This window comes from Amycolatopsis sp. GA6-003, from assembly GCF_046267895.1.
In the GTDB taxonomy this organism is placed as follows: domain Bacteria; phylum Actinomycetota; class Actinomycetes; order Mycobacteriales; family Pseudonocardiaceae; genus Amycolatopsis.
Genome location: NZ_CP176499.1, coordinates 2,587,843 through 2,609,025, shown reverse-complemented (window position 1 = coordinate 2,609,025; position 21,183 = coordinate 2,587,843). Strand labels below are relative to the sequence as shown.

At 70.8% G+C, this 21,183-nt stretch carries 16 protein-coding genes; 7 read left to right on the top strand and 9 right to left on the bottom strand.

Annotated features, from left to right (window positions below; genetic code table 11):
- Window positions 1–32: 32 nt before the first annotated feature.
- A complete protein-coding gene (locus tag F9C12_RS11225) occupies window positions 33–893 on the top strand; it encodes a LysR family transcriptional regulator (RefSeq protein WP_409181919.1) in 861 nt (286 codons plus the stop codon).
- On the opposite strand, the gene F9C12_RS11220 is transcribed toward F9C12_RS11225, so the two are convergent.
- From F9C12_RS11220 to F9C12_RS11200, 5 genes are read right to left on the bottom strand one after another with little or no spacing between them, the layout of a single operon-like run.
- Entirely contained in the window at window positions 859–2,307 is a 1,449-nt protein-coding gene (locus F9C12_RS11220) for a purine-cytosine permease family protein (protein ID WP_409181918.1), read from the bottom strand. The two genes, F9C12_RS11225 and F9C12_RS11220, sit on opposite strands and share 35 nt — an antisense overlap.
- Window positions 2,307–3,713, bottom strand: coding sequence for an aminobutyraldehyde dehydrogenase (locus F9C12_RS11215; protein ID WP_409465821.1), 1,407 nt, complete (start codon window positions 3,711–3,713; stop codon window positions 2,307–2,309). Before F9C12_RS11215 ends, F9C12_RS11220 begins: the two co-directional genes overlap by 1 nt.
- A complete protein-coding gene (locus F9C12_RS11210; protein ID WP_409465820.1) occupies window positions 3,710–5,353 on the bottom strand; it encodes a thiamine pyrophosphate-binding protein in 1,644 nt (547 codons plus the stop codon). The genes F9C12_RS11215 and F9C12_RS11210 overlap by 4 nt, the downstream gene beginning before the upstream one ends.
- Window positions 5,350–6,303, bottom strand: a complete 954-nt coding sequence (gene speB / locus F9C12_RS11205) for an agmatinase (protein WP_037357511.1) — start codon at window positions 6,301–6,303, stop codon at window positions 5,350–5,352. Before speB ends, F9C12_RS11210 begins: the two co-directional genes overlap by 4 nt.
- Window positions 6,300–7,751, bottom strand: coding sequence for a sodium:solute symporter (locus F9C12_RS11200; protein WP_409465819.1), 1,452 nt, complete (start codon window positions 7,749–7,751; stop codon window positions 6,300–6,302). The genes speB and F9C12_RS11200 overlap by 4 nt, the downstream gene beginning before the upstream one ends.
- Window positions 7,752–7,857: 106 nt before the next feature.
- Here F9C12_RS11200 and F9C12_RS11195 point away from each other — a divergent pair, with 106 nt between their 5' ends.
- Genes F9C12_RS11195 through F9C12_RS11185 form a run of 3 tightly spaced genes read left to right on the top strand, consistent with a single transcriptional unit; the run spans window position 7,858 to window position 11,194 of the window.
- The gene (locus F9C12_RS11195) at window positions 7,858–9,342 is read left to right on the top strand and encodes a PucR family transcriptional regulator (protein WP_409465818.1); all 1,485 of its coding nucleotides are present in this window, start codon (window positions 7,858–7,860) and stop codon (window positions 9,340–9,342) included.
- A 59-nt stretch (window positions 9,343–9,401) separates the two neighbouring features.
- Complete coding sequence (locus F9C12_RS11190) at window positions 9,402–10,073, top strand: response regulator transcription factor (RefSeq protein WP_009075614.1); 672 nt, start codon at window positions 9,402–9,404, stop codon at window positions 10,071–10,073.
- Window positions 10,070–11,194: a sensor histidine kinase gene (locus F9C12_RS11185; protein ID WP_409181913.1), complete on the top strand. Its 1,125-nt coding sequence runs from the start codon at window positions 10,070–10,072 to the stop codon at window positions 11,192–11,194. Before F9C12_RS11190 ends, F9C12_RS11185 begins: the two co-directional genes overlap by 4 nt.
- Window positions 11,195–11,348: 154 nt before the next feature.
- On the opposite strand, the gene F9C12_RS11180 is transcribed toward F9C12_RS11185, so the two are convergent.
- Window positions 11,349–12,266: a LysR substrate-binding domain-containing protein gene (locus F9C12_RS11180; RefSeq protein WP_409465817.1), complete on the bottom strand. Its 918-nt coding sequence runs from the start codon at window positions 12,264–12,266 to the stop codon at window positions 11,349–11,351.
- A gap of 93 nt (window positions 12,267–12,359) precedes the next feature.
- On the opposite strand from F9C12_RS11180, the gene F9C12_RS11175 reads away from it, so the two are divergent.
- A complete protein-coding gene (locus tag F9C12_RS11175) occupies window positions 12,360–13,418 on the top strand; it encodes an MBL fold metallo-hydrolase (RefSeq protein ID WP_409465816.1) in 1,059 nt (352 codons plus the stop codon).
- A gap of 2 nt (window positions 13,419–13,420) precedes the next feature.
- Complete coding sequence (locus F9C12_RS11170; RefSeq protein ID WP_409465815.1) at window positions 13,421–14,740, top strand: MFS transporter; 1,320 nt, start codon at window positions 13,421–13,423, stop codon at window positions 14,738–14,740.
- A 39-nt stretch (window positions 14,741–14,779) separates the two neighbouring features.
- Here the strand turns inward: F9C12_RS11170 and F9C12_RS11165 are convergent, their stop codons facing one another.
- The 3 genes from F9C12_RS11165 to F9C12_RS11155 all read right to left on the bottom strand — a co-directional run bounded on the left by F9C12_RS11165 (window position 14,780) and on the right by F9C12_RS11155 (window position 19,851).
- Window positions 14,780–16,393, bottom strand: coding sequence for a PHP domain-containing protein (locus F9C12_RS11165; RefSeq protein ID WP_409465814.1), 1,614 nt, complete (start codon window positions 16,391–16,393; stop codon window positions 14,780–14,782).
- A 141-nt stretch (window positions 16,394–16,534) separates the two neighbouring features.
- Window positions 16,535–18,643, bottom strand: coding sequence for a 3-hydroxyacyl-CoA dehydrogenase NAD-binding domain-containing protein (locus F9C12_RS11160; protein WP_409465813.1), 2,109 nt, complete (start codon window positions 18,641–18,643; stop codon window positions 16,535–16,537).
- A complete protein-coding gene (locus tag F9C12_RS11155; protein ID WP_409187051.1) occupies window positions 18,643–19,851 on the bottom strand; it encodes a thiolase family protein in 1,209 nt (402 codons plus the stop codon). Before F9C12_RS11155 ends, F9C12_RS11160 begins: the two co-directional genes overlap by 1 nt.
- A gap of 206 nt (window positions 19,852–20,057) precedes the next feature.
- Here F9C12_RS11155 and F9C12_RS11150 point away from each other — a divergent pair, with 206 nt between their 5' ends.
- Window positions 20,058–21,119: a tetratricopeptide repeat protein gene (locus tag F9C12_RS11150; protein ID WP_409465812.1), complete on the top strand. Its 1,062-nt coding sequence runs from the start codon at window positions 20,058–20,060 to the stop codon at window positions 21,117–21,119.
- The last annotated feature ends 64 nt before the right edge of the window (window positions 21,120–21,183 follow it).

Sequence of the window (21,183 nt, the reverse complement as noted above, 5' to 3'; positions counted from 1 at the left end):
CGGTCGGGTACCGAGAGTGGTACTCCGGAGTAGTGATCGATCCGGTGCTGCTGCGCACTTTTCTCGCCGTGGCGGAGGCGGGCGGGTTCTCCGAAGCCGCCCGCCGGCTGGATCTCGGGCAGTCGACGGTGAGCCAGCACGTCCGCCGCCTCGAAACGGCGCTCGGCTGCGTGCTGTTCGAGCGCGACACGCACCGCGTGCGCCTCACCGGCGACGGCGAGACGATGACCGGCTTCGCCCGCGGCATCCTCGACCAGCAGGACCGCGCGCTGCGGTACTTCTCCCGGCCGGGCCCGCGCGGGCGGGTCCGGTTCGGGGTGTGCGAGGACTTCCTGCTCGGCCATGCCGCGGACGTCCTCGACCGGTTCCGCGGCGCGCATCCGGGGATCGACCTCGAACTGTCGGTCGAGCTGAGCGAGGTGCTGCACTCCCGGCTCGCCGACGGAGACCTCGACCTGGTGCTCGCCAAACGCGATTCCGGACAGGGCGTGCGCCGTGATCCGCTCGTGTGGGTGGGCTCGCCCGGGCTCGAACTGGTTCCCGGCGAGCCGGTGCCTCTCGTGCTGTACCCGGAGCCGAGCGTCACCCGGGCCCGCGCGCTGAACGCGTTGCGCCGGGGCGGCGTCCAGTGGCGGATCGGCTGCGTCAGCGAACGGCTCAACGGCCTGCGGGTCGCACTCGAAGCCCGGCTGGGGGTCGGCCTGTTCGCGGCCTCCGTGGTCCCGGACGGGCTGGTCCCGGTCGCAGGACTGCCCGACCCGGGTTCGGTGACCTTCGTGCTGAGCCACCGCGGAACGGCCCGGGGTTCGGCGGCGGCGCTGGCGGACACGATCCTGTCGGCTCAATGGAGCCGCCCGCTCACGCTTCGGCGGCCACCGCTTCCGCAGCGGTGACCGAAGCAGGCCCGAACACTTCCCGCGGTTCCGGAAACACCTTCACCAGCACCGGATACGCCACCGCGGCCGTGCAGAGCGTCACCACCAGGCTGAGGTCCACCCCGCCCGCGACATCCGCCAGCGGGCCGGTGATCATCGGCGTGTTCGCGCACAGCAGGCCCAGTCCGGTGGCCGGGATCCAGGCCGCCATCGCGCGCCAGTTGACGCCCCGGTGGAACCAGTACCGGCCGCCGGTGCGGCCCTCGTTGAACACCTGCAGGTCGGCCGGGTCGTAGTAGCCGCGGCGTTGCACGTAGCCGATCATCATGATCACCATCCACGGCGACGTGCACAGCACGATCAGCGTCGCGAACGCGTTGATGCTGGACACCATGTCGAGCACGAAATTGCCGACGAAGATGAACAGCACGCTCAGCGTCCCGATCAGCAGGGTCGCCCGCACGCGGGACAGCCTCGGGAAGATCGAGCTGAAGTCCAGTCCGGTGCCGTAGAGCGCGGTGGTGCCGGTGGACAATCCGCCGATCAGCGCGACCACGATCAGCGGGATCGCGTACCAGAGCGGGGAAATCGCGGTCAGGCCGGTGACGTAGTCGGCCGGGTCGGCGACCAGGGTCGCGGTCGCGATGCCGAAGCCGAACGGCAGCAGCGTCGCCAGTTGCGCGAGGAACGGCGCGGCCAGCAGCGAGCGGCGCGAGTGGGTGGCGGGGATGTAGCGCGACCAGTCGCCGAGGAACGCGCCGAACGAGATCGGGTTCGCCATCACGGTCAGCACGGCGAGGATCCACGTCGGCCAGAAGCCGCCGAGGGCGAAGGTGCCGCTGCCGGCGAACGACGGGTCGAACGAACCCCCGTAGGCGAAGATGCCGACCAGCATGATGAGCGTGCCCAGCGTCACCGCGACGCGGTTGACCAGCAGCATGAAGCGGTAGCCGTAAATGCACACGACGAGCACGGCGATCGCGATCACGCCATAGGCGACCGCGCGCAGGACGGGGCCGCCGTCGATGCCGAAAAGCCGTTGTGCCGCACCGGCTACCGCGTCGCCGCTCACCCACACCGAGATCGCGAAGAAGGTGATCGCGGTGAGCAGCGAGAGGAACGAGCCGACGCACCGGCCGACCACGCCGAAGTGCGCGCCGGACGAAACCGCGTTGTTGGTCCGCGTGACCGGGCCGAACAAGGCCATCGGAGACAGCACGAGCGCGCCGAGCACCACGCCGACGACGGTCGCGGCGAGGGCGGCCCAGAAGCTCAGCCCGTACGCGATCGGCAGGGTGCCGAGGATGATCGTGGCGAACGTGTTGGCCCCGCCGAACGCCAGCCGGAAGAGGTCACGCGGGCGCGAGGTCTGTTCCGCGGGCGGGATCGGCGCGATGCCGTGCTGTTCGACCTCGGTGACTTTGTCGCTCATCACTCGAACCTCGTCATCACGTGCTTGACGCGGGTGTACTCGGCGAACGAATACGCCGAGAGGTCCTTGCCGTGCCCGGAATGCCCGAACCCGCCGTGCGGCATCTCGGCGGTCAGCGGGCCGTGCGTGTTCACCCACACGCAGCCGAAATCGAGGTCGCGCGACACCCGGGCGACGCGGCCGACGTCGTTCGTCCAGACCGAGGAAGCCAGCCCGTACGGGACGCCGTTGGCCAGTTCCAGCGCTTCCGCCTCGTCCGCGAACGGCTGGACGGTGATCACCGGCGCGAAGATTTCCTCCTGGACCAGTTCGTCGTCCTGGCGGAGGCCGGACACGACGGTCGGCGCGAGCTGGAAGCCCGGTCCGGGCGCGGTGCCGCCGGTTTCGACGCGCGCGTGCGACGGCAGCCGCTCCAGCAGGCCGAGCACGCGGTCGAGCTGGGCGCGGCTGTTGAGCGGTCCGTAGTCGACGTCCGGCCGCCGGGTGGCGGCCGTTTTCGTCAGCGCGGCAACGAATTCGTCGTGGATGCTCTCGTGCACCAGCACGCGGCTGCCCGCGGTGCAGTCCTGTCCGGCGTTGTAGAACGCGGCGTCGGCGATCCGCTCGGCGGTGTCGGCGAGGTCGGTGTCCGGGAAGACCAGCAGGGGAGCGTTGCCGCCCAGTTCCAGGTGGGTGCGCTTGAGATCGGCGGCGGCGACGGTGGCCACGTCGATGCCGGCGCGCGTCGAGCCGGTGATGGACACCAGGTCGGTGTGCGGGTGCCGGACCAGCGCGCGGCCGGTTTCCCGGTCGCCGCACAGCACGTTGAACACGCCCGGCGGCAGGAATTCCGCCGCGGTTTCGGCGAGCAGCACCGCGGTGGACGGCGTGGTTTCGGCGGGCTTGAGCACCACGGTGTTGCCCGCGGCGAGCGCCGGGCCGATCTTCCAGACGGCCATCATCAGCGGGTAGTTCCACGGCGCGATCTGCGCGCACACGCCGATCGGCTCGCGGCGGATCACCGACGTGTGCCCGGCCAGATACTCGCCCGCACCGGTGCCTTCGAGCTGCCGCGCCGCACCGGCGAAGAACCGCAGCGTGCTCACGCACTCCGGGATTTCCTCGTCCAGCATGACCGAACGGACCTTGCCGGTCTCGCGGACCTCGGCGTCGGCGAACTCCTCCGCGCGGGCTTCGAGCGCGTCGGCGATCTTGAGGAGGGCTTCCTGGCGCTGCGCGGGCGTGCTGCGCCGCCACGACTGGAACGCGCGCGCCGCCGACTCCATCGCGAGGTCGATTTCGTTCCGCCGGGAGACGACACTGGTGCCGAATGCCTTGCCGGTGGCCGGGTTGGTCAGTTCGAGGGTGGCCTCGCTGTCGGGCGTATCGACCAGAGCGCCGCCGACGAAGTTGCGGATGTGGGTCACGAGTGCTCCAAATGGGTTGGGGCGAACATCTTCAGCAGCGCGGGAAGCACGACGACCGACGGGCCGGGGGTGCGCAGCGCGTCGGCGAGATCGGTGCGGACAGTGTCCACAGTGGTCTTTCGGGCGGGGACGCCGAACGATTCGGCGAGCGCGACGAAATCCGGGCGCGGCAGTTCGGTCGCGGTGGTCTGGCCGAACGCGCCGGTGAGGTATTCGCGCAGGATGCCGTAGCCGCCGTCGTCGATCACCAGCCAGGTCACGTCCAGTTGATGCTGTACCGCGGTGGCCAGTTCGGCCAGTCCGTACATCGCACCGCCGTCGCCGGAGACGGCCAGCGACCGCACCCCCGCGGCAGCGGCGCCGAGCGCGCCGGGAAGGCCGTAGCCGAGGCCGCCCGCACCCTGCGCGGTGTGGATCGGCGCGCCGTCCGGATTCCAGGCGGACCACGCCCAGTAGGCCGCGATGGTCATGTCCCAGAAGGTTTGCGTGCCTTCGGGAAGCGCGGCGCGGATGTCGTCGATCAGCTTTCGTTCCAGCGCGAGCGGCTGACTGTCCAATCTGGACTCGACGCGGGCGAGCAGATCCTTCACCGCGGCTTCGGACCGTCCGTCCGGAGTACGCGGGGTGAGCTGGTCCAGCAGCGCGCGGAGCGTGTGCCGGACGTCGGCGTGCAGCGCCAGTGCCGGGTAATTCGACTCCAGTTTCCCGAGATCCGCTTCCAGCTGCACGATCCGGCCGCGCGGCGCGAACTCGCGGTAGTTGCTGGACAGCTCGCCCAATCCCGAGCCGAGCACTAGCAGGACGTCGGCGGCGGAGAGGAATTCCGTGGTGTGCCAGTCTTCCAGCCACGATTGCGCGGACAGCTCGTGGTCCCAGGCGAAAACGCCCTTGCCGCCGAACGTCGAGACCACCGGCGCGCGCAGGGTTTCGGCGAGCTGGCGCAGCTCCTCGTGCGCCCCGGAGCGCAGTGCGCCGCCACCGGCGAGAATCACCGGATTCTTCGCTGCCTCAAGGAGCTTTGCGGCTTCGGCGACCAGTTCCGGCAACGGTTCGAGCGGTGCCGGGGCTGCGGTCACCGAGGTCAGCTGCGGCAGGGTGGCGTCGGCGAGCAGCACGTCCTGCGGGATTTCCACCCACACCGGCCCGTACGGCGCGGCGGCGGCGCATTCCCACGCCTCGCGCAGCGCGGTCGGGATCTGGCTGATCGTCCGGACCACGTGCACCGACTTCACGACATCGCGGAAGCTGGCCTGCTGGTCGGTGAGTTCGTGCAGGTAGCCGTGCCGTCCGCCGCCGAGCCCGGCGACCGGGATCTGGCTCGAGATGCCGAGCACCGGCACCGACGCCGCCCGCGATTCCTGCAGCGACGCCAGCGTGAGCAGCGCGCCGGGGCCGGTCGAGACGATCATCGGCGTGACCGGCACCGGGCCGTGCGGATCGGCGGCGAGCCGGGCGCGCGCGTGGCCGTCCGCGGCGAAGGCGAGATTGTTCTCCACCCGCGAGCTGACCACGCGCAGGTCTTCGGCCCGGCGCAGCGCTTCGAACAGGCCGAGCGCGTGCTGTCCGGGCAGGCCGAACACGGTGTCCGCACCGAGCGCCCGCAGCGTCTCTACGACAACGTCGCCGCCGATCCGGGTCATGCGCCGCGTCCCAGCGCCAGCAGGCTGACCAGGTCGTAGGCGACGTGCGAAGCGGCGACGGCGGTGATCTCGGCGTGGTCGTAGGCCGGGGCCAGTTCCACGACGTCCGCGCCGACCAGGTTGAGCCCGCGCAGGCCGCGCAGGATTTCCAGCAGTTCGCGGCTGGTCATGCCGCCCGCCTCGGGAGTGCCGGTGCCGGGCGCGTGCGCGGGGTCGAGCACGTCGATGTCGACAGACACGTACAGCGGACGGTCGCCGATGCGCTGGCGAAGCGCGTCCACAGTCTCGTCGATGCCGCGGCGCAGTACGTCGCCGGAGGTGACGATGCCGAAGCCGAGGCGACGGTCCTCTTCGAGGTCGCGCTTGCCGTACAGCGGACCGCGCGTGCCCACGTGCGACACGGCACTGGTGTCGAGAATGCCTTCTTCGACCGCGCGACGGAACGGCGTGCCGTGCGTGTACGGCTCGCCGAAGTAGGTGTCCCAGGTGTCGAGGTGCGCGTCGAAGTGAAGCAGCGCAACCGGACCGTGCTTCTTCGCCGCCGCGCGCAGCAGTGGGAGCGCGATGGTGTGGTCGCCGCCGACGGTCACCAGCTTCGTCTCGCCCGCGGTGAGCGCTTCGGCTTCCTGCTGCAGCTTCTCGATCGCTTCGCCGATGTGGAACGGGTTGACCGCGATGTCCCCGGCGTCCACGACCTGCTTCTCCGCGAACGGCGAAACGTCCAGACCCGGGTGGTACGGCCGCAGCAGCCGGCTCGCCTCGCGCAGCGCCGAAGGACCGAACCGCGCGCCGGGGCGGTAGGACACGCCGGAGTCGAACGGCACGCCGACCACGGCTACGTCGGCACTCGGCACCTCGTCGATCCGCGGCAGCCGCGCGAAGGTCGCGAAGCCGGCGAAGCGCGGGATCTGCGACGAGTCGAGCGGGCCGACCGGACGCTGTTCACTCACTGGGTCAACTCCTGTCGGGTTTCGGATGCGCTGAGATCTTCAGCGGCTTCGGTGCCGTGCAGACGTTTTGTCCACACGGAAAGAATGCTGTCCGGCGTACGCGGCGTCGCGAGGCTGACGCCGACGTACACGACCAGGCTGACGCCAAGGCCCCAATAAATCGGACTGTTGGCCGCGACCCCGTCGATGAACATGAAGGCGATGACGGACACCGTGCCGGCCACCATCGACGCGTACGCGCCTTCGCGAGTACCGCGCTTCCAGAACAGCGCACCGATGATCGTCACGAGCAGGCCGCCGACGAGGATGTCGTACGCGATGGTGAGCGCGTTGACGACGTCGTCCACGAGCATTGCGATCCCAATGGCCACGATGCCCAGCACAAGTGTCGTCACTCGGTTACGCAAGACCTCGCCACTCTTTAGGCCGACCTTGCGCAACAGATCCGAAGTCGTCGTGGTGGCGCACGCGATGAGCGCGCCGCTCGAAGTCGACATCAGCGCCGAGAGCGCCGCTGCCAGCACGAGACCGCGTACGCCGGTGGGCAGCAGTCGTTCGGCGATGGTGGCGAAGGCGTCCTGTGCGCTCCCGAGATCCGGGTACAGCACCTTTGCGGCCGTACCGATCAGCGCGCCCGCGATGCCGTAGACGAGGCAGTAGACGCCGGAGATGACACCGCCGCCGGTCGCGACGCGAGGCGTGCGCGCGGTGAACACGCGCTGCCAGATGTCCTGCCCGATCAGCAACCCGAAGGTGTAGATCAGGAAGTAGGTCAGGATCGTCTCGCCGCCGATCGAGGTGAACTCGAAGTACGACGCGTCCAGCTTCTCGGCCATCCCGCCGAAGCCGCCCGCCGAGACGAGCGCGACCGGCAGCAGGACGAACAGGATGCCGATCGTCTTGATCACGAACTGCGCGATGTCGGTCAGCGTGATCGACCACATGCCGCCGAGCACCGAGTACAGCACCACGATCGACCCGCCGATCGCGATCCCGGCCCAGCTCGGGATCGAGAACAGCACCTTGAAGATCGACGCGAACGCCAGCGTCGAGGTGACCGTGAGCATCAGCGTGTAGCCCCACATCACCACGCCGGACACCGCGCTCGCGCGGCCGCCGTAGCGCAGGTCGAGCATCTCGCCGACGGTGTAGACGCGCAGTTTCACCAGCCGCCGCGCGAAAACCGCGTGCAGCACGAGGATCCCGACGCCGATCGTGATCACCAGCCACGCGCCGGAAATGCCGTAGGTGTAGCCGAGCTTCACGCCGCCGACGGTCGACGCGCCGCCGAGCACGACCGCCGACATCGTGCCGGAGTACATGAACCAGCCGAGCCGCCGTCCGGCGACCAGATAGTCGGATTTCGTCTTGGCCAGCCGGAGGCCGATCCAGCCGACCCCGATCATGCCCGCGATGTACAGCGCGATCACCGCATAGTCGCCGCCCACGGGTCCTCCTTGAAACGGGGTGGGTTCTTGCGGGACACCGTAGGGTCGGGCGACCCCGCGGCGGCATGGGACGATGTATCCAGGACTTCGCCGAAGATTGGTTGAAATGACCCAGCAGGACGTGCTGTTGCCCGCGGAGGTGACAGTTCCACTACGCACCGTCGCGGGCAACCCGGAGCTGGCGCTCGACGTCGTGCCCGAAACGCTCCGCCCGGGCGCGCTCGACCGGCCGGTGCGGTGGGCGCACGTGAGCGAACTGGCCGACCCCGCGCCGTACCTGGTGGGCGCCGAACTCGTGCTGACCGCGGGCGTGAACCTGCCGAAGGACGCCGACCGGTACGTCCGGGGGCTGCGCGACGCGGGCGTCACCGCGCTCGGCTTCGGCCTCACTCCGACGGTCTCGGAAACCCTGCCGTCTTCACTGCGCGACGCTTGCGCGGAACACGGCCTGCCGTTGCTGGTTGTTCCGCCCGCGACGCCGTTCCTGGCGATCAACCGCGCTGTCGCGGTCGCCCTGGCCGAGGCGGGCCGACACGACGAACGGCGGCTGGCGGAAGGCCGCGAAGCGCTGACGCGCGCTGCGGGGGGCGGTCTGGGGGAGCTGGTCGCCGCACTCGCCGGACGGTTGCACGGGTGGGTCGCGATGGTCGGGGCCGGCGACGTGCTGGCGGCGGGCTACGACGCGCCGCAGCCGCTGCCGTCGCCGGTGAAGGAATTGCTCGCGACCTTGCGCGCTCGCTCCGGAATCCGCATCGCCTCGACCGAATTGCCGGACGGCACGCACGTGGTCGCGCAGCCGGTCTATCCGCAGGCGACCGCCGCGCACTTGGTCGTGGTCGGCCGCGCGCAACGGTTCGACAGCGGGGACCGGGCGATCCTGGCCGTCGGTGCGGCGCTGCTGGGGCTCGTCGGCCGCGCCGGATCGGACAGCGCGGAACTCGGGGCCGCGGCCACCGCGTTGCTGCTCGGCGGTCCCGGCGCGGACGCGCTCGCCGGAGTCGTCGGCAGCGAGCAGGCCCGGCTCGTCGCCGGAATCGCCCACCGGCGCGGTCCGGACGCGCTCGCCCGGCGGCCGGACTGGCTGCGCGCCCGCCTCGACACCCCGCTGGTCCAAGTCCTGCCCGGCCCCCGCTTCTACGCCATCGCCCGCGAACTCGGCGACCTGGACGGCCTCCTCGACCACGGCTGGCTCGTGGTCGCCAGCCCGCCGCACCCCGCCGCGGACCTGCCCGCCGCCGTCGCGGAAACCGAACTGCTGCTCGCCCGCGCCCGCGCTCTGGCCCGTCCGCTGGCCGCCAGCCCCGACCCGCTCGGCTTCGACGAGCTGATCCCGCCGGCCGCGGCGAGCGCGTTCGCCGAACGGCTGCTGGCCCCGCTGCGGGAACTGGACCGCGCGCACGGCCGCGAGCTGGTGCCGACCCTGCGGACGTGGCTGGCGCACCACGGAAGCTGGGATCGCACCGCGGCCGAACTCGGCGTGCACCGCAACAGCGTGCGGCACCGGATCGGGCAGGTGGAACGGGCGCTGGACGTCGAGCTGGCCGACCCGGAAACGCGGATGCGCCTGTGGTTCGCGCTGCGGTGGGGGTGAACGCGAGTGTCCAATCAGGTCTCTCAGGTGCTCTCAGGAAACTGTGGGATTGTGGTCTCGTGCGAGTTCTGGTAGTCGAAGACGAAGAGCCGTTGGCCGACGCGATCGCCCGCGGGCTGCGGCGGGAGGGCATGGCCGTCGACATCGCGCTCACCGGCGACGACGGGCACGAGAAGTCGTCCGTCACGCGGTACGACGTGGTGCTGCTCGACCGCGACCTGCCCGGGATGTCCGGCGACGACCTGTGCCGCGAGATCGTGACGTCCGGCGAGCTGACGCGCGTGCTGATGCTGACCGCGAGCAGTTCGGTGTCCGACCGGGTGGACGGATTGTCCCTGGGCGCGGACGACTATCTCGCCAAGCCGTTCGCCTTCCCCGAGCTGGTCGCGCGCGTGCGGGCGCTGGGCCGCCGCGCGACGCCCGCCGCGCCGCCGCTGCTCACCGCGGGCGACGTCGAGCTGGACCCGGCGAAGCGCACCGTCCGGCGCGCGAGCGGGCCGGTCGAGCTGACCCGCAAGGAGTTCGGCGTGCTCGAGGTGCTGCTGTCCGCCGGCGGATCCGTGGTCAGCAGCGAGGAACTGCTCGAACGGGTGTGGGACGAGAACGCCGACCCGTTCACCACGACGGTCCGGGTCACCGTGATGACCTTGCGCAAGAAGCTCGGCGAACCGGGCATCATCGAGACCGTGGTCGGCTCGGGCTACCGGGTGTCGGTCGCCGGTTCCGAGTGAAGCTTCCCGGTGCCCGCAGCCTGCGGGTGCGCGTCACCGTCCTGGCGACCGTCCTGGTCGCCGCGGCGGGATTGCTGCTGCTGTGGCTGGCGTGGACGCTCGTCGGCGACGCGGTCGACGCCGTGCCGCACATGCCGCCCGGCACCATCGTGCGGGTCGACGGGAACGACGTGGACGCGTCCACGCTCGCGCAGCATCTGCGCACGCACGCGGTCACCCGGGTGCTGATCTTCGGTTCGCTGGCGTTCTTCTTCGTGGTGGCCGCGGCGGCGATCCTGGCCTGGACGTTCACCTCGCGCGTGCTGCGGCCGCTGCGCGAGATCACCGGGACGGCGCAGCGGCTGTCGATCGAGTCGATGGGGGAGCGCATCGGCGAGATCCGCTCGCGCGACGAGCTGGCCGAGCTGGCCCGGACGTTCGACGACATGCTCGACCGGCTGCAGGACGCGTTCGATTCGCAGCGGCATTTCGTGGCCAACGCGAGCCATGAACTGCGCACCCCGCTGTCGGTGATCCGCACGGAATTGGACGTGACGCTGTCCGACGAACACGCCGACGAGGCCGAATTCCGCCGGATGGCCGGGGTCGTGCTCGACGCGACGAACCGGGCGGGACAGCTGGTGAATTCGCTGCTGCTGCTGGCCCGCACCGACGGAGCCGGTCTCGCGACGCGGGAACTGGTGGACCTGACGGTGCTGGTGGAACGCGCGTGGTCCGCGGTGCGGGGCGAGGCCGAACAGCGGGGCCTGCGCGCGGACTTCGCGACGCAGCCGTCGCCCGCGATCGGGGATCCGGCGCTGCTGGAACGGATCGCCGGGAACCTGGTCGAGAACGCGGTGCGGCACAACGTCGACGGCGGCTGGATCGAGGTGACGACCGAGCCGGGCGCGCAGTGGTCGACGCTGCGGGTGCGCTCGTCGGGCGGGCTGCTGGACCCGGCGGCGGTGCCGGAGCTGTTCCAGCCGTTCCGCCGCGCAGGGGTGGCCCGGACGGCGCGTTCCGGCGCGGGGCTGGGGCTGTCGATCGTGCGGGCGGCGGTGCAGGCCCACGGCGGGACGGTGTCCGCGGAGCCAGTGGTCGGGGGCGGGCTGGCGGTGACGGTGCGGCTGCCCGCCGCGTAGCGGCTGAGCCGACGCTGTCTTCGGTCCGGACCGAGTGGGCGAGCCAGGCGAGGACCACTGCCTGTCCCGGCCGGGTCCTGCTGGCCCCTCGGCGAGTCGTCGACCGCTGACCGCCCGCCGGGTCAGTCCTCAATGGACGGACCGCCGGGAGTCCTCATTGGACCGGACGGCCCGCCTCCCCGAACTCGCGGACGCAAAACTCCGTGAGCGCCTTCAGCGCGGCCGTGGTCCGGCCGCCCCGGACGCGGGCGAGCACCACGGCGTTCTCCGGCAGGTCGTCCGCGATCCGCCGGTAGATCAGCGGCAGCCCGTCGTAAGTCCGGTCGCCGTGCGGTCGGCCCATCAGCACCGAATAGCCCAGCCCGCGCGCGACCATGGCCCGGATGGTCTCGACGTTGGCCATGCTCCAGCCGACGACCGGTTCGACGCCCGCGTGCCGCATCAGGTTCTCGACCAGATCGCGGGCGGGGCGCAGGGAAGTCAGGATGGCCGGTTCGTCGCTGAGTTCCGCGAGGGCGATCTCGTCGCGGTCGGCGAGGCGGTGGTTCGCGGGCAGGATCAAGCGCAGCCGGACCGGGGCGAGGCGTACGTGGTCCAGTCCGGGGCGCAGATGGGCGGAATACAGCAGGCACGCGTCGATGTCGCCGTCGGCGAGTTGCTGTTGCAGTTCGTCGGACGGACCTTCCTCGATCTCCAGCCGCAACGCGGGATGTTCGTGCGTGAAGTGCGCGATGATGCCGGGCAGCATCCACGGCGACAGCGTGGGGAAGCAGCCGATCCGCAGCGTGCCGACCAGTTCTCCGCGCATGACGTGCGCGGTGTCGCGCAGCCGTTCGGTCTCGGCGAGGATCGTGCGCGCCTGGTCCGCGGCGAGCCGTCCGGCGCGGGTGAGGGTGACCCCGGTGGCGCGCCTGCGCAAGGTCAGCTGGACGGCGAGGCTGGATTCGAGGTCGGTCAGCGCTTGCGAGACGGCGCCGGGCGAGACGTGCAGGGCCCGCGCCGCGTCGCTGATCGATCCCTTTTCCGCCACGGCGACGAAGTACTGAAGCTGCCGGAGGGTGAGTTCCTTCATCACTTCTTCTTAAAAAGATCCGTATCTTTTATGGCTTTTCGCCGGGTTCCGAGCCTCCCATACTGAGCCGAAGTTCTCGACGCGGAGGTCTGAATGCAGCCAGCAACCCCAGGGACAGCCCAGCCGTACGTCGTCACGCTCGGCACCGCGGGCGGGCCGCGGTGGTGGGGCTCCGGCCCCGGCCGCCGCCGGTCCGGCATCGCGACCGCGGTCGTGGTGGGCGAAGCGGCGTACTTGGTCGACTGCGGGCAAGGCGCCGGGGAACAGCTGAGCCGGGCCGGCATCCCGCTCTCGTCGCTGCGCGGCATCTTCCTGACCCACCTGCACTCGGACCACACGGTCGAACTGGCCGCGCTGACCGTGTTCGGGTTCATGGCCATGCGGAATCCGCGTCAGCGGCCCGTTTCGATCCTCGGGCCGGGCAACCGGGGCGCCTTGCCGCCGGTGTCTCCGGTGGCGGAGACCGCGCCCGGCCCGGCGTTCCCGGACAATCCCACGCCGGGCACGTCCGAGCTGGTCACGACGCTGCTGCGGGCCTTCGGCACGGACCTGACCGACCGCATGCTCGACTCGCTGCGGCCGTCCCCGCTCAGCCTTTTCACCGCCAGCGACATCGCCGTCCCCGAGCATCTCGGCTACCACCCGAACGACAACCCGTGCCCGGCAGCGGAGCCGTTCGAGATCTACCAGGACGAACTGGTGCGGGTCACCGCGACGCTGGTGCAGCACCCGCCGGTCGCGCCCGCGTTCGCGTTCCGGTTCGACACCGGCGCGGGATCGGTCACGATCTCCGGCGACACGACGTACTGCCCGAACCTGGTGCGGCTGGCCGAGGACACCGATCTGCTGCTGCACGAAGCGATCGACTTCGACTGGGTCGAGCGAAGCTATCTCGACGAGGACCCGCGCATCGCTCTGGCGGCGAAGCAGCACCACCACAAGTCGCACAGTTCGCCCCGGCAAGCCGGGCAGGTGGCCGCCGAAGCGGGCGCGCGAGCCTTGGCGCTGCACCACCTCGTCCCCGGCGACGCGGACCCGTCGGTCTGGCGCGCCGCGCGGGACACTTACGCGGGGCCTGTTTTGGTGCCGGACGACCTGCAGGAGATCAGTTTCGCGCGCGTCCGTCGCCCGCAGCCCGTCGGCGAGGCGTGATCATGACGACCCCTCAGGAAACGACCGCGGGCAGCGCCCCCGCCGAGCAGCTCGGCAGCCGTCACTTGCGACGGGTCCTGTTGTCCAGTTTTCTGGGCAGCGCCATCGAGTTCTACGATTTCGTGCTCTACGCGACCGCCGCCGCGATCGTCTTCGGGCACGTGTTCTTCACCGGGCTGGGACCGGGGCTCGCGGCGTTCGCGTCGTTCGGCACGCTCGCCGCGGGTTACGTGGCCCGCCCGCTCGGCGGAATCGTCTTCGGGCACTTCGGGGACCGGATCGGCCGCAAACGCGTGCTCGTGGTGTCGATGCTGACGATGGGCCTCGCCACCACGATGATCGGCCTGCTCCCGTCGAGCGCGCGGATCGGCGCGGCGGCCCCGGCGGCGCTGATCGTGCTGCGGGTGCTGCAGGGGTTCGCCGTCGGCGGCGAATGGGGTGGGGCGATGACCATCGCGCTCGAACACGCGCCCGGCGCCAAACGCGGGTTCGCGGCGAGCTTCGCCAACCTCGGCGGCCCGGCGGGCGCGGTGCTGGCCAGCGGCGCGGTCACGCTCGCCAGCCTGCTGCCGGACCGGAGTTTCCTCAGCTGGGGATGGCGGATCCCGTTCCTGCTCAGCATCGTGCTGGTCGGGATCGGGCTGTGGGTGCGGTCCTCGGTCGAGGAAAGCCCGTTCTTCCGGCGGGTCCAGGCCGAGGCCGAGAAGCGGCGGATGCCGCTGGCGGAGGTGTTCGCCGGATACTCCCGCCAGGTCGTCCTCGGCCTGTTCGCGGGGCTGGCCATGTTCGCCATGATGGGCATCGCCACGATGTGGGCGGTCAACTTCGCGGTGGACCACGGAGCCAGCCGCACCGGCGTGCTCAACGCCAAGACCTGGGCCGCGGTCGTCATGTTCGCCGCGACCGTGGCCAGCGCCCGGCTGTCGGACCGGGTCGGCCGCAAACCGGTGATGATCGCCGGGGTCGTCGCCATGATGGCGTTCGCCTTCCCGATGCTGCGGCTGGTCGGCAGCGGTTCGGCGCTCGCGTACGCCATAGCGGTGGCGGTCGGGCAGGGACTCCAGGGGGTCGTCTTGGGCCCGTACGCGGCTTTCCTCGCCGAACTGTTCCCGACGCGCGTGCGGTTCACCGGAGCTTCCCTGTGCTACCAAGGGGCTTCGACACTGTGGGCGGGCTTCACCCCGGCGATCGCGACCAGTCTCGTGCTGGCCGAGGGCGGCGGGACGACGTTGCTGGGCGCGGTGTGGATCGGTGCGCTGGCGCTGTGCCTCGTGGCGGTGCTGTGCAGTCGCGAGGGGCGGACGCGAGAGCTGCCCTCGTGAGTGGCAATCCCGGTTCTAACCGGGATTGCCACTCACGACTCAGCGGACGTCCACGAACGTCGGATTCCCGTACAGCCACAGGTCTTCGTAGGGATCGGCCTGTCCGATCACGTCCATCGCGGGCTCGATCCCGCCCGCGACGTGCCGCTTCCCGTCCGTCCCGCGCACCCGCACGTAGAACGGCTCCCGAACGTTGCGGAACGTGTGCTTGAACGTCACCCGCCGTCCCGCATAGCCGCGCGAAGGCGTGAACGACTCCACCACTCGCGTACCCGGCGCGGTCATCGTGTCGCGATCCGCCGCCGGGCCGGTGACCGGGCCCGAGATCAGGTCCAGCCGGCCCAGCCGCGGCACCGAACCCGACCCGTTCGGTCGGTACGCGGTCACCGCCGAAACGACGACCGTCACGGTGGAGCCGCGGCGCACGCGCAGGCGTCCGCCGAACGTCGCGCAGTCGCCGCCGCCGGTGACGCCGACTTCCAGCTGCTGCACCAAACCGCCGTGGGACAGCCAAATCCGGCCCGCGCGCAGACCTTCCAGCACGCCCTCGAAGCCCGGCCGCCGCACCCCGACCACGGTGCGGCTGAACTCGCCGGGGTAGAAATCCGCGTACGGCGCGGACAATTGCGGAACTCCGCTGTCGACCGGGTCGGGGTACTTGCCGGTCTGCTCGTACCAGCCGTCCGGCACCGACGGGCGCACGAGCCGGTCGCCGCGGTTGTAGTGCGAATCGGAGTTCGTGGTGATCCACCACGGTTTTCCTTCGGCCAGCAGGGAATCCCAGAGCCCGCCGACCTTCGCGGCGGTCCAGTCCCAGCCGCCGAACGTGCGGTACGCCTCGGCCGGGAAACCGGGCCACGAGTTCCCGCCGGGGCTGTTGCCGTAGCCGCCCCGCGCACCGCCATTGCCTTGCGGCTGGGGGAATCCGTCGGCCTGCGCACCCGGCGCGCCTTCCATGCCGATCACGATTCCGGGCGCGGTGTCGCGGTAGTCGCGCAGTTCGTGCGGCGAGACCCGGCCGTTGCGCAGCGGGTGGTTGATCAGCACGACCGGCGCGTGGATCCGGCGCTTGCGTTCCTGTTCGGCGAGCCACCACAAACCCTTGAGCGCCAAAGCTTCGTGCTCTGGGCTGGAGGATTCGGAACCGGTCAGCCGCCAGTCGAAACTCCGCTCGAACTCGCGCAGCACGCTCGCCTGGTCACGCCCGGCCTGGAAGAACAGCGTGGCGTGCTCCGCGCCCGGCACGTTCCACTCCATGCCTTGCCACAGCAGCAGATCCGGATGCCTCCGCTGCGCGGCCAGCACGTCGCGGCTGGTCGGTTCCACCGACGACTTCTCGTGCGTCGCGTGCCCGTGGTCAGTGAAGACGATCCACTTCGCGCCGTGCTCGCGCGCGCCGGCCGCGATCCGGTCGATCGGGTACATCGCGTCGTACGAGTACTGGCTGTGCGTGTGGTGATCGCCGACGACCCACTGGTAGCGGCGGCCGAACAGCCAGTCGAGATCGATCCCGAGGTCGAGCCCCAGATCGAGGCCCGCGGCGTCGGCCTGGCCCGAGGCCAGCACCGGGGCCCCGGCCGCGACGGCCCCGGCCAGCCCCGCGCGCTTGAGGAATCCGCGACGGCCGACGCCGCCCGGGTTCGTGCTGTTCATCCTGCTCCTGACCTGCTCGAAAGATTCGGCAGGACGCTATGGGGCAGCGGTGAACGGCTGGTGCCCGGAAGGTCACGAAGTGCTCGGTGTGTCCCGGTTCACGGCGGAGCCGTCCCGCGCAGAACGGCTCCGCCGGAGGCGTTACGCCGGAACCGAAGCGACTCCCCGGGAGAGGAATCGCTTGCCGTTGACCCGTTCCGACACGCCCGACCGGTCGAGGTACGGCGTGATGCCGCCCAGCCAGAACGGCCAGCCCGCGCCGAGGATCAGGCACAGGTCGATGTCCTGGGCCTCCGCGACCACGCCCTCGTCGAGCATGATCCGGACCTCTTCGGCGATCGCGTTCAGCGCGCGGTCGCGGACCTGCTCGGCCGTGGAGGGGTTGTCGCCCTGCTTCCACAGCTCGGCGACCTCCGGGTCGACCGACGGCTTGCCGGTCTCGTCCCAGGTCCAGACGCCCTTCTTGCCCGCCTTCACGAACTTTTCCAGGTTCTCGCTCACGGTGAAGCGGTCCGGGAACGAGCCGTGCAGCGTCTCGCCGACGTGCAGCGCGATGGCCGGGCCGACGAGCTGCATCAGGTTCAGCGGCGACATCGGCAGGCCGAGCGGCTCCAGCGCGGAGTCGGCCACGTCGAACGGCGTGCCCTCGTCCACCGCCACCAGCACCTCGCCGAGGAAGCGCAGCAGCAGCCGGTTCACGACGAACGCCGTCGCGTCCTTCACCAGCACGCTCGACTTCTTCAGCTGCTTGCCGACCGAGAACGCGGTCGCCAGCGTCGCGTCGTCGGTCTTCTCGCCGCGCACGATCTCCAGCAGCGGCAGCACGGCCACCGGGTTGAAGAAGTGGAAGCCGACCACGCGCTCCGGGTGCTGCAGCTTCGAGGCCATCGCGGTGATCGACAGCGAGGACGTGTTCGTGGCCAGGATCGCCTCGGGGGAGACGTGCTGCTCCAGCTCGGCGAACACCTGCTGCTTCACGCCCAGCTCTTCGAAGACGGCCTCGATCACGAAGTCCGCGTCGGCGAACGCGGCCTTGTCGAGCGAGCCGGTGACCAACGCCTTGAGCCGGTTCGCGCCGTCCGGCGACACGCGCTTCTTGGCCAGCAGCTTGTCGATCTCCTCGTGGACGTAGCCCACGCCCTTGTCGATCCGCGCCTGGTCGACGTCGGTGAGCACCACCGGCACCTTGAGGCGGCGCACGAACAGCAGCGCCAGCTGGCTGGCCATCAGGCCCGCGCCGACGATGCCGACCTTGTTCACCTTGCGCGCCAACGACTTGTCCGGCGCGCCGGCCGGCCGCTTGGCCCGCTTGTTGACCAGGTTGAACGAGTACAGCCCGGCGCGCAGCACGTCCGACATCAGCAGCTCGGCGAGCCCGTCGGTCTCCGCCGCGTAACCGCGGTCGAGGTCGTTCTCCCGCGCCAGCTCGAGCAGCTCGACGGCCTTGGTCGCGCCCGGCGACGCGCCGTGCGTGCGTCCGTCCACAATGGACTTCGCGCGCGCGATGGCCGCGTCCCACTCCGCGCCGCGGTCGATTTCCCGGCGGGCCGGGGTGATTTCGCCGTTGACCACCTTCGCCAGCCACAGCAGCGACTGCTCCAGGTAGTCCGCGGAACCGAAGACCTCGTCGACGATGCCGAGTTCGGCGGCCTTGCGCACGTTCAGCATCTTGTTCTGCGCCAGCGCGTTTTCGATGATCACGGTGACCGCGGCGTCCGGGCCGATCAGGTTCGGCAGCAGCTGCGTGCCGCCCCAGCCCGGGAACAGGCCGAGGAACACCTCGGGGAACGCGATCGCCGCGGTGTTCTCCGACAGCGTCCGGTAGTGGCAGGACAGCGCGAGTTCGAGCCCGCCGCCCATCACCGCGCCGTTGACGAACCCGAACGTGGGGATCTTCGACTCGGTGAGCCGGCGGAACACGTCGTGCCCGGTCTGCGCGATCTCCCGCGCCAGCTTCGGGTCCGACACCGCCTCGACGCCGGAAAGGTCCGCGCCGACCGCGAAAATGAACGGCTTGCCGGTGACCGCGATCGCGGCGGGCTCGGCGGCGAACGCCTCGTCCAGCGCGGTGTTCAGCGCCACGAGACCCTGCGGGCCGAAGGTGTTCGGCCGGGTGTGGTCGTGGCCGTTGTCCAGCGTGATCAGTGCGACCGGCTTGTCCAGCCCGGGAACCTTGACCAGGTTGGTGACCGCGTTGGTCACGACCTCGTCCGGGAACGCGGCCTTCGCCTCTTCAGCGGTGAAAGTCATTACTTCGCCCCCTCGGAACCCTCGGCGCCGGTGTAGGCCGGGTTCTCCCAGATCACGGTGCCGCCCATGCCGATGCCGATGCACATCGTGGTGAGGCCGTAGCGCACGTCGGGGCGCTCGGCGAACTGGCGCGCCAGCTGCGTCATCAGCCGCACGCCGGACGAGGCCAGCGGGTGGCCGCAGGCGATCGCGCCGCCCCACTGGTTGACCCGCGGGTCGTCGTCGGCGATGCCGAAGTGGTCGAGGAACGCGAGCACCTGCACCGCGAACGCCTCGTTGATCTCGAACAGGCCGATGTCGTCGATGGACAGGCCGGTGCGCTTGAACAGCTTCTCGGTGGCCGGCACCGGACCGATGCCCATCACCTCCGGTTCGACGCCGGCGAAGGAGTAGCCGACCAGCCGCATGCCGATCGGCAGTCCCAGCTCGCGCGCGGTGTCCTCGTCGGCGAGGATCGCCGCGGTCGCGCCGTCGTTGAGACCGGCCGCGTTGCCCGCGGTGATCCGGCCGTGCGGGCGGAACGGCGTCTTCAGCTTCGCCAGCTGCTCGACGGTCGTGCCCGGCCGCGGCGGCTCGTCCTCGGTCGCGAGACCCCAGCCGAGTTCCTTGCTGCGGGTCGCCACCGGAACCAGCTCCGGCCCGATCTTGCCGGTCTTCACCGCCTCGGCGTACTTTTCCTGGCTGCGCGCGGCGAACGCGTCCGTGCGCTCCTTGGTGATCTCCGGGAACCGGTCGTGCAGGTTCTCCGCGGTCTGGCCCATCACGAGCGCGGTCGGGTCGACCAGCTTGTCCGCGATGATCCGCGGGTTCGGGTCGACGCCCTCGCCCATCGGGTGGCGGCCCATGTGCTCGACGCCGCCGGCGATGGCGATGTCGTACGCGCCGAAGCCGATGCCGCTCGCGGTGGTGGTCACCGCGGTCATCGCGCCCGCGCACATCCGGTCGATCGCGAAGCCCGGCACGGACTTCGGCAGCCCGGCGAGCAGCGCGGCGGTGCGGCCGATGGTCAGGCCCTGGTCGCCGGTCTGGGTCGTCGCGGCGATCGCGACCTCGTCCACGCGCTCGGGCGGCAGCTCCGGATGCCGCCGCAGCAGCTCGCGGATGGCGTTGACGACGAGGTCGTCCGCCCGGGTCCCGGCGTACATGCCCTTGTCGCCCGCCTTGCCGAAGGGCGTCCGTACCCCTTCGACGAAGACGACATTGCGCACCCCTCGCGCGGTGGGCGCGAGCGGCGGCGTTGCTGGTGCGGCCACGAATGCTCCTGGAAGTCGAGAGTGTTCCTGTCCGCACCCTAGCCCTTGTTACCCGTGGGTAACCAGGGGAGTGGCCCGGTCGAGTGGGGGACGGCACACTCCCGGGGTCTTGTGGCTTGCGGCACACTGGCCGGAACGCACCGACCGGACGGGGGACGGCGATGGCGCTATTCCGGGCGAACCCGGCGAACGAACTGGCGCGGCTGCGCAAGAAACTGGCGAAAGCCGCGGACCCGGAGTCCCCGGAGAGCCTCGCGATGCGCCACCGGATCGGCCTGCTGCTGGTGGAAACCGGCGACTGGCCCGCGGCCGAGGAGCACTACACGGAACTGGCCGACGCCCAGGTGCGGGTCGAGGGCGAACAGCATCCCGGCACGCTCGGCGCGTGGCTGAACCTGGCGACGGCGAAGGCCGCGCTGGGCCGGATCGAGGACGCGGTGCGCCTCATGGAGTCCACAGTGGACATCTACGAGGCGGTCCGTCCCGACGACCCGGCCACCATGCGGGCACAGCTGATGCTGTCGGAGATGTACTCGCTGTCCGGGGAGTACGACGAGGCGCTGGAAGTGCTCAGCAGGCACCTGGACGCATGCGTGGACAAGTTCGGGGAGTACCACGAGCTGACCATCGCGGGCGCGGTCCGGAAGGTGAACGTGCTGCGGACCCTGGGCCGCTACGACGAGGCGGCCGGCCTGAACTCCGGCCTGTCCCGCAAACCGCGAGACGACTACGAACGCGACCGGGCCGCCGCGGTCGGCCTGCTGATCCGGGCGGAACGCGGCGAGGCGGAGGCGGTCCAGTACAAGGCGAGGGAACTCGCCGAGCAGTACCGCACGCCGGAGTTCGTGGAGGTGCTCGCCGCCGTGCTGCTGCGAGCCGGGCAACCCGCGGAAGCGGCGGAGCTGTACCGCGCCGTGCTGTCCGCGCAACCGGCCGCGCAGCAGTGGGGCCCGGCTGGGGAGCTGGCCCGCGCCTGCCTGGAAAGCGGCCAGCTCGACGCGGCGGAAACCCTGTCCCGGGAACTCGTGTCGGCCGCCGGTCTGCCGGACGGGCATCCGCTGAAACTCGGCTTCCGGGCGACCTTGGCGCGAGTGGCCCGGGAACGCGGCCGGGACGAGGAAGCGGACCGGGAGCTGGAGGCGGTCGCGGCGGGGCTGGCCGAGGCGTTCGGACCGAAGCATCCGGACGTTCTCGAAGTCGCCGGGTGGCTGAAGAAGGACTGAACGCCCGGCTCAAGCGGTCTCGCAGGTGCTTCCGCGCGGGCCCGGATCCGGTCCGGGCCCGCGC

What these genes read in the sequence shown, in the direction of transcription:
- F9C12_RS11165 (WP_409465814.1), bottom strand. Translation starts at nt 16,393, where the DNA reads ATGAACAGCACGAACCCGGGCGGCGTCGGCCGTCGCGGATTCCTCAAG.
- F9C12_RS11180 (WP_409465817.1), bottom strand. Translation starts at nt 12,266, where the DNA reads ATGAAGGAACTCACCCTCCGGCAGCTTCAGTACTTCGTCGCCGTGGCG.
- F9C12_RS11220 (WP_409181918.1), bottom strand. Translation starts at nt 2,307, where the DNA reads ATGAGCGACAAAGTCACCGAGGTCGAACAGCACGGCATCGCGCCGATC.
- F9C12_RS11175 (WP_409465816.1), top strand. Translation starts at nt 12,360, where the DNA reads ATGCAGCCAGCAACCCCAGGGACAGCCCAGCCGTACGTCGTCACGCTC.
- F9C12_RS11160 (WP_409465813.1), bottom strand. Translation starts at nt 18,643, where the DNA reads ATGACTTTCACCGCTGAAGAGGCGAAGGCCGCGTTCCCGGACGAGGTC.
- F9C12_RS11170 (WP_409465815.1), top strand. Translation starts at nt 13,421, where the DNA reads ATGACGACCCCTCAGGAAACGACCGCGGGCAGCGCCCCCGCCGAGCAG.
- F9C12_RS11210 (WP_409465820.1), bottom strand. Translation starts at nt 5,353, where the DNA reads ATGACCCGGATCGGCGGCGACGTTGTCGTAGAGACGCTGCGGGCGCTC.
- F9C12_RS11150 (WP_409465812.1), top strand. Translation starts at nt 20,058, where the DNA reads ATGGCGCTATTCCGGGCGAACCCGGCGAACGAACTGGCGCGGCTGCGC.
- F9C12_RS11195 (WP_409465818.1), top strand. Translation starts at nt 7,858, where the DNA reads ATGACCCAGCAGGACGTGCTGTTGCCCGCGGAGGTGACAGTTCCACTA.